A 5,034-nucleotide genomic window follows, 5' to 3' on the forward strand; every position below is an offset into this window, starting at 1 on the left:
CGCGACACCGTCCTTGCCCATCAGCCCGGCCAGCCCCGCTCCTCCGCGTAGCCCCGCCGTCCGACCTGACCCCCCGTCCGACCTGACCCCCGTCGTCACGGATGGCCCCGCCGTCCAGCCTGGACCGTCGTCCCGGAGGGTGCTCAGACGCCGGGGGTGGGGGTGCGCAGCGCGGCGAGGGCCTCGGCGTAGAGGGTCTCCTTGATCTGGGCGCGGGCCGGTTTGGTCTTCGCCGCGAGCGGACGGGCGAGCTCCAGCGCGGCGTCGAGCAGACCGTCGGCGGAGGCCACCGCATCGACGATGCCGGCGCCGAGCGCCTGCTGGCCGCCGTAACGCTGGCCGGTGGTCATCGCCAGATGGGCGGTGGACGGGGCGAGCCGGGCGCGGACCAGCGCGGACATGCCCGGGGTGAACGGCAGGTCGATGTCGACCTCGGGCAGGCAGAAATAGCCCCGGTCCGTGCGCATCACCCGCAGGTCGTGGGCGAGCGCCCAGATCGCGCCGGCGGCGAAGGCATGACCGTTGAGCGCGGCCACGGTGACCACCGGCGAGGCGAGCGTACGGGCCAGCAGACGGTGCACCCGGTCGAGGTAGGGGCCGACCTGATCGGTATGGCTGAGCAGCCAGTCCAGCGCGAGACCGTTCGACCAGAACCGGCCGCTGCCCACGGTCACCAACGCCCGTGGTCCCTCGGCGGCGGCGGCCTCGTCCAGGGCTGCCTCGACGGCGTCGATCCAGTAGGGATGGAACCGATTCTCGTCATCGGGGTCAAGATGCAGCACGAACACCTCACCATCGCGCTTCATCGTTGGCATCTGCCGAACGTACCGCGATGAGCTGTGCGTCCTTGTCTCAGGATCGCGCGTCGAAGGTGCCACCCGGCCAGGTGACACGGCGAGGTGACACGGCCAGGGCGGGCCTATGGCCACCGGATCGCCGCGTGCCGAACCAGACCCCGGCCGTCGCGGAGTCCCCGTCGATCCTCACGGGGCGAGAGCGGCCGGGGTGGCCCATTCGGGGGCGACCGTGGTCCCGTCCACGGTGAGGCTGTAGCCGCCGTCCTCGTCGAGTTGGGTGACCAGCAGGGCGAGCAGCGTCTGTAACCGGGCGAGCCGCTCGCTGTCCGGGGCGGACGGCGCGCGCAGGGCCTCGGCGAACGGGTCGAGCCAGCTGGCGAACAGCTCGTCATAGCTGTCGTGGAAATAGGCGAATCCGACGCAGACGGTGCCGGTGCCGTCCGGCCCGCGCATCAGCTCGCCGATGGCCCGCTGCTCCTCCCGCCAGAGCATGAACCGCGGCTCGCCGGCGCGCTCGGCCTTGCGCAGCGAACTGGCCCCCGCCGGCGGCCCGCCCTCCTGCGCACCGGACAGGGGATCCTCGTCGTAGAGCTGGCTGGAGAAGGCACGGCCGATGTCGGCCAGCAACGCGGCGACCAGCCGGGTGTCGGTGGCACTGTCGAAACGCAGCAACGCCAGCCGTGAGTAGAGGATCTCCAGCGTGCCAAGGTAGCGAGCGACGCAGTGCACCGTGCCGAGCACGGCCAGACGCCCGCGTCGCTGCGTCGATCCCAGATAGCCCTGCAACCCACGCTCGCGGATCGTGTGCAGCCGCGCGCCCAGATCCACGACGGCGAGCAGCAGCGGCTCGCGGTAGCGGTCCAGCTCCGCCTTGGCCGCCGAGCGCTTCTCGTGGTCGCGGGCCGAGCGCTCCGACTCGAACCGCATCCGCTCCAGCTCGACACCCTGGCGGCGCGTCCACACCGACGCTCCCACGGACACCACGACACTCGCCACCGACGTGATCAGTGCCGCGATGATGCCGGCGTCCACCGCACCCCCACCAGTCCCCCACGCTGACCCGGCCGCACCGATCCGATCCGATCCGGCCCGCACCGATCCGGTCCACGCCGACCTGTCCCGAACCGTGCGCGTGCGACTCCGTGCCGACATATCGGCGACGATCATCGTCGCGCCGCGGGGCGCCGTGCGGGTGTTTTCCACCCGGATCGTCGTGGGGCGGCGGGCGGCTCTCAGGACCGAACCAGGGACCGCGCCAAGACCACGTTCCAGGACCCACATCGGGAACCGTCAGGGGCCCATCTCAGGGGCAGGCCGGGCGACGATCAGCGGGCGGTGAGGGTGAGAGCGGCGGTGTGGAGCTGGCCGGCGGCGCGGAACTGCAGGTAGATCCGCCAGGCACCGGGGCGGGGCAGCAGCGCGTCGAAGGTGAGGGTCGGGCCGCCGCGGCCGGTGGCGGTCCGACCGGTCGCGTCGGGACCGAGGGGATGCAGGTGCGCGAAGGCGAGATCGTTCTGGTGGAAGGCGCTCAGGTGGGCGTAGCTGGCCAGATATGGCTGCAGATCGGTGACGGGCTGACCGTCACGGCTCACGGTGACCGTCAGCGGGCTCGTGGTCCCGGCGCGCGGGGGACCCTGCGGGGTGGCCAGGCTCAGGGTGTAGCCGTCCACGACGGTCGTGGTGGCGGGTGCGGGCACAGGCGTGGGGACGGCCGCCCCGGGCACGACGAGGGGAACGCTGAGGACGAAACGGTTGGCGCGTCCGTCCACCGCCGTGGTGAAGGCGGCGTAGGCCCGGTAGAGGCCGCTCGCGGGGGCGGCGAGGGTGGCCGTCCAGGTGCCGTCCGCGGCCATGGTCGGGTGGACGTGCTGGAATCCGACCAGGTCCGAGCGGATCAGATAGAGGTGCATCGCCGCGTCCTGTTCCTGGACGAACCGGGTGATCGCCTGACCACCCACACCGCGGATCTGGAAACGCAGCTCGACCGGCCAGTTCGCGGCGAACTGCGTGGTCGCCGGCACCAGCCTCACCCCGCCCGCCGCGACCGCCAGCCCATCACCACTGCCATCACCGACACCGGTGCTCTCGCCATGGATGTCGGGCATCGCGTGTTCGGGTTCCCTCGCATGGTCGGCCGGATGCGAGGCGACAACCGAGCCGGATGTCCGTGGGACACGGCCGGAACCGACGGCGCCCGTGGTGTCGGCACCGCAGGCGGTGACCGCGGCGAGAGCAGCCACGACGGTGGCGGCGGCGAGCGGCCGGGCCGACCGGGAACGGGCGCGCAGACGAGAACGGAAGCCGGCGCCGGAACGGGCGCGGGAACCGGGACGGGAAAAGGCGCGGGAGCGGAGACGGGGGCGGGCGGCCAGCATCGAACAGAGCCCTCCTCCGGGCGGAAAACGGGGGTCGTGCACCCGGATATCCCATTCCAGGGACACCCGGTCTCGATCACGGACGGCACAACCGGCGGGACGACACAACCGGCGGGACGGCCCCACCAGTGCGGGAATCCCGCGCCATCAGCACGTGCGGGCACTCGTCGACATTCTAGGAAATGCGCGGCAGGTCACCCCACCATGCGGCTCCCCCAGCAACACGGCGCCCCGCCAACATGGCGCCCTCGACCACGCGGGCATCGCAGCACCACGAGCCATGAACCGCCGCCACCGACCACGGAGCGGCACAACACTCGAAGAACCGCATCCCGATCGAAGGCCAGCGCAACGATCAGTGGGCGCGGCGGCGGTACGGACGCTCCCAGACAAAGGTCGCCTTACCCACCCGCCAGGCGACACCGCAGTAGGACGTCCCCTCGCTGACCTCGGGCAACCCGAGCGCGATGCGCCGCGCGTCCGCCCGGTCAGCCATGCGGATCACTGCAACGATCCGTCCCGGTGACCACGGCCCGGGCCACCCGGCACGCGGCTCCAGCCCACGGCCGCGGGCACGAGCCTGGGCAGACGAGGGATATCGGCGCGGGCACGGGGCACAGGGCCAAGGTCACCAGGCGTCCCGGCGGTGGGCGCGGGTCACGGGATCGGACGCGGGAGGTGGCATGGCCGGCCACGGTGCACACGACCACGACACGCACGACCACGACACGCACGACCACGACATACGCCGCAGCGGCATGGACGAGGCCACGGCGAGGGACCTCCCGGGACGGGACGACAACCGGGCGGGCGGGGTCGTACGCACCGCGATTCCGGCCCGGCTGGACCGGCTGCCCTGGGCCAGGTTCCACTGGATGATCATCATTGGCCTGGGGACCGTCTGGATTCTGGACGGGCTCGAGGTGACGATGGTCGGCGCGGTCGGTTCGCGCCTGACCGAGGACGGCAGCGGCATCGCACTGTCATCCGCTGACATCGGCACCGCCGCGGCGATCTACGTGCTCGGCGCCTGCCTCGGCGCGTTGTTCTTCGGGCAGCTCACCGACCGGTTCGGCCGCAAGAAGCTGTTCATCCTCACCCTCGGCGTCTACATCACGGCCACCACACTCACCGCGTTCTCCTGGACGCCCTGGTTCTTCTTCCTGACGCGGTTCTTCACCGGTGCCGGTATCGGCGGCGAATACGCCGCGATCAACTCCGCGGTGGACGAGCTCATTCCCGCCCGGGTGCGTGGCCGCGTCGACCTGATCATCAACGGTACCTACTGGGCCGGTTCGGCCGCCGGATCGGGGCTGACCGTCTTCTTCCTGTCCGAGCACTACTTCGCGGCGGATGTCGGCTGGCGGCTCAGTTTCGGCCTGGGCGCGCTGCTGGGTCTGGTGATCCTCATCGTCCGCCGGCACGTGCCGGAAAGCCCACGGTGGCTGTTCATCCACGGCCAGGCCGACGAGGCCGAACGGATCGTCGGTGACATCGAGACGTCGGTCGAGGCGGACACCGGCCAGCCACTGCCACCGGCGACGAGCAGCATCACGGTGCGCCAACGTCAGGTGATTCCGCTGCGGACGATCGCCGAGACCGCGTTTCGCACCTATCCCCGCCGGGCCGTCCTGGGCCTCGCCCTGTTCATCGGGCAGGCTTTTCTTTATAACGCGTTCACGTTCGACCTGGGCACGATGCTGACCACGTTCTACGACGTGAAGTCGTCCGCGGTTCCGGTGTTCCTGGTCGTCTACGCCCTCGGCAACTGTGCCGGGCCGCTGCTGCTCGGGCCGCTTTTCGACACGGTCGGACGCAAACCGATGATCGCCGGGACGTACCTCGCGGGTAACTGGTCAGGT

5 protein-coding genes are annotated in these 5,034 nt (G+C 71.1%); 1 reads left to right on the top strand and 4 read right to left on the bottom strand.

Going from position 1 to position 5,034, the window contains the following annotated elements:
* Positions 1 to 143 precede the first annotated feature (143 nt).
* The 4 genes from G6R24_RS18025 to G6R24_RS18040 form a co-directional block, all read right to left on the bottom strand.
* Positions 144 to 806 (bottom strand): enoyl-CoA hydratase-related protein, encoded by a 663-nt coding sequence (locus tag G6R24_RS18025; RefSeq protein WP_225438688.1) that lies wholly within the window; start codon positions 804 to 806, stop codon positions 144 to 146.
* 177 nt (positions 807 to 983) lie between these two features.
* Complete coding sequence (locus G6R24_RS18030; protein WP_163550381.1) at positions 984 to 1,829, bottom strand: hypothetical protein; 846 nt, start codon at positions 1,827 to 1,829, stop codon at positions 984 to 986.
* Between the two features lie 293 nt (positions 1,830 to 2,122).
* The gene (locus G6R24_RS18035; RefSeq protein ID WP_217451509.1) at positions 2,123 to 3,172 is read right to left on the bottom strand and encodes a hypothetical protein; all 1,050 of its coding nucleotides are present in this window, start codon (positions 3,170 to 3,172) and stop codon (positions 2,123 to 2,125) included.
* Positions 3,173 to 3,527: 355 nt separating this feature from the next.
* Positions 3,528 to 3,668, bottom strand: a complete 141-nt coding sequence (locus G6R24_RS18040; RefSeq protein ID WP_163550382.1) for a hypothetical protein — start codon at positions 3,666 to 3,668, stop codon at positions 3,528 to 3,530.
* Positions 3,669 to 3,855: 187 nt separating this feature from the next.
* On the opposite strand from G6R24_RS18040, the gene G6R24_RS18045 reads away from it, so the two are divergent.
* Positions 3,856 to 5,034 (top strand): MFS transporter (locus G6R24_RS18045; RefSeq protein ID WP_225438689.1); only part of this gene is annotated, 1,179 nt, incomplete at its 3' end.

The organism is Candidatus Frankia nodulisporulans (assembly GCF_902806475.1).
In the GTDB taxonomy this organism is placed as follows: domain Bacteria; phylum Actinomycetota; class Actinomycetes; order Frankiales; family Frankiaceae; genus Frankia; species Frankia umida.